Annotated in this window: 2 protein-coding genes and 1 pseudogene; all 3 read right to left on the reverse strand. The window is 65.9% G+C overall.

The window, feature by feature from the left end:
• The coding region (locus tag EN969_RS25725; RefSeq protein ID WP_127419508.1) for an FGGY-family carbohydrate kinase at positions 1–1,498 on the reverse strand (1,498 nt) is incomplete at its 3' end.
• Positions 1,464–2,147 (reverse strand): HAD family hydrolase, encoded by a 684-nt coding sequence (locus EN969_RS25730; RefSeq protein ID WP_024502046.1) that lies wholly within the window; start codon positions 2,145–2,147, stop codon positions 1,464–1,466. The genes EN969_RS25725 and EN969_RS25730, both read right to left, overlap by 35 nt.
• 15 nt (positions 2,148–2,162) lie before the next feature.
• Positions 2,163–2,706: pseudogene (locus EN969_RS25735) on the reverse strand (mannitol dehydrogenase family protein); the annotation flags it as partial.

Below are 2,706 nucleotides of genomic sequence, written 5' to 3' on the forward strand. Positions count from 1 at the left end.
TGGCAAGACAGGCCGCGTTGAGGTCGGGAAACAGCCCGGCCGCGGTGGCGGCGATCATGCCGGTGCCGAGCAGCACCGCCTCGTCGGCCAGCGGCTCGATCACCGTGCAGCCGGTGGCGTCGGCATAGAGCTCCATCAACAGCGGGTTCTTGGTGTGGCCGCCGGTGACATGCAGCGTATCGATCAGATAGCCGTTCTCGTTCAGCGCCTCCAGCACGTGGCGCACGCCGAGCGCGATGCCGACGGCGGTGCGCCAGTAGAGTTTGCACAGGCTGTCGAAGGAGGAGTCCAGCGTCAGCCCGCTGACGACGCCGACGGCATGCGGATCGGCGAGCGGTGAGCGGTTACCATGAAAATCGGGCAGCACATGCAGCCGCGCGGCAAGGTTGTCGCCCTCGGTGGCGCGCAGCTCGGCGACACGCCTGGCGATCTTCGCATGCATGGCGGCATCCGGCTCGCCGCCGGCGCCGTGCCAGCGGATGATGTGGTCGAGCAGGGCGCCGGTCGCCGACTGGCCGCCTTCCGACAGCCACAGCCTGGGCAGCGCCGCGCCGTAATAGGGACCCCAGACGCCGGCGAAGGGCTGCGGATCCGGTGACATCGCCATGACGCAGCTCGACGTGCCGGCGATCAGCGCCAAATGCCGGCCGATGTCCTGTTGGTCGCCGGCAAAGCCGCCGAGCACGCCAAGCGCACCGGCATAGGCATCGATGACGCCGGCGCCGACCCGGCATTTCTCGCTCAGCCCAAGCTCGGCCGCTGCCTGGGCGGTCAGTTGGCCAATATAAGCGCCGACCGGGCTGGCCTTTTCCGGCAAATTGCCGTGCTCGAAAAGATCGCCGAGGCCGACGAGCGCAAAGAAGTCGCGCCGCCAGCCGGCCTCTTCATGCGCCAGATAGGTCCATTTGGCGGTCAGCGTGCATTGCGAGCGGGCCAGCGAACCTGTCGCTTGCCAGGTCAGGAAATCGGTGAGATCGAATAAATAGCCGGCTTCATTCCAGGTCTCCGGCAAATTGCGCTTCAGCCACATCAGCTTCGGTGTCGCCATTTCCGGCGACATGACGCCGCCGACGTAATTCAGCACGGCGTGGCCGCTTGCCGTGCATTCGTCGGCCTCCGCGATGGCGCGGTGGTCGAGCCAGACGATGGTGTCCCAGCGCTTGTCGCCCGTGGTCGAGACGCTGAGCTGGCCGCCTTGCCGGTCGCGCACCACCAGCGAACAGGTGGCATCGAAGGAGATGCCGACGACCTCCTCGGCAGCTATGCCGGCCTTTTCGCGGGCAGCGCGCACGGCGGCGCAGACGGCCGACCAGATATCGCGCGAATCATGTTCGGCGTGATCGGGCTTCGGCTGGTTCATGGCGATCGGCCGCTCGGCGCGGCCGAGCAAGGTGCCGTTGGTGTCGAGAATGCCCGCGCGAGCGCTCCCGGTGCCGACATCGACCGCGCAAACGAACTGTTCGTCAAGATGCTCTGTCTCTCGCTCCCAGGCCTGCAATCAGATCGGGCAATTGCAGCATGTCAGCGAATATAAAGTCCGGTTCACTCGACGCAAGCCGCGCTTTCAAGGTCGGGTTGCCGGCATGCGAGCCGCCGGTGAAGGCAAACACGCGCATCCCCGCCGCCCGCGCGGCAATGATGCCGGCCGGGCTGTCCTCGATGACGAGGCATTTGCGTGGATGGGCCCGCATGCTGGCGGCGGCATGCAGGAACAGGTCCGGCGCGGGCTTTCCCTTGGCCACCATGGTGGCACTGAACAGGTGCGGTTCCATCAGCCCAAGCAATCCGGTGACGTCGAGCGCGTAGCGGATGCGGTCGAGCGTGCCCGAGGACGCGACACAGAACGGCAGCCCAAGCTTCGGCAGCATCTTCTTGACACCGGCGATCGGCTTCAGCTCCTCGCGGAATTTGCGCATCAATTCGACGCGCATCTCGGTCAGGTGCAGGTCGGTGATATCGAGCCCGAAGTCGCGGCCGAGGATCTCGCGCACGCTTTTCATGCTCTTGCCGAGGAAATGCTCGTAGGCGGCATCCTCACTGACGCTGCCGCCGGCAAGCCTGACCATGCCGAGCAGCGCCGAGACGGAGAGCGCCTCGCTGTCGACCAGCACGCCATCGCAGTCGAAAATGACCAGTTCAGGCGTCATGGCCGAGAATGGCTCTCAGAGCTTGCCGGCGAGGTAGCGCGTCAGCGTGGCGCGCGCGCCATTCGCCCACAGCACGTTGAGCGCATGGGCAAAGGCCTCGACAAACGCCGTTGCGCGGCCGACATCGCCATAGATGTCCTCCATGGCGAGCCAGGCGGCGGGAGCGTCCTTTGCTGCCTTTGCCGTCGCCTGCAGCCGGTCCCAACTCGGGTCGTTGGGCTCGATGACGGCGCCGCTGTCCGTCGTGCCGAAGCAGTAGCGGCACCACAATGCCGATTCCAGGGCCAGGCCGGCGACGCTTTTCCCAGCCTTCAGCCGGTCGGCGATGGTCGGGATGATGAACTTCGGCTGGCGGTTGGAGCCGTCGAGGCAGAGCCGGCGCACCGTGTCGCCGATCTTCGGGTTGGAGAAGCGGCTCTCGATGAGCTGGTAATAGTCTTCCAGAACCGTGTCCGGCACCGGCGGCACCGTCGGGATGATTTCGTCCCGTTCGAGCTTGGCCAGAAAACCGCTCACCAGCGGCTCCTGCATCGCCTCATGCACGAAATGGATGTCCATC

Source organism: Mesorhizobium sp. M7A.F.Ca.CA.003.01.2.1, assembly GCF_003998945.1.
GTDB lineage: Bacteria > Pseudomonadota > Alphaproteobacteria > Rhizobiales > Rhizobiaceae > Mesorhizobium > Mesorhizobium ciceri.

What these genes read in the sequence shown, in the direction of transcription:
- EN969_RS25730 (WP_024502046.1), bottom strand. Translation starts at nt 2,147, where the DNA reads ATGACGCCTGAACTGGTCATTTTCGACTGCGATGGCGTGCTGGTCGAC.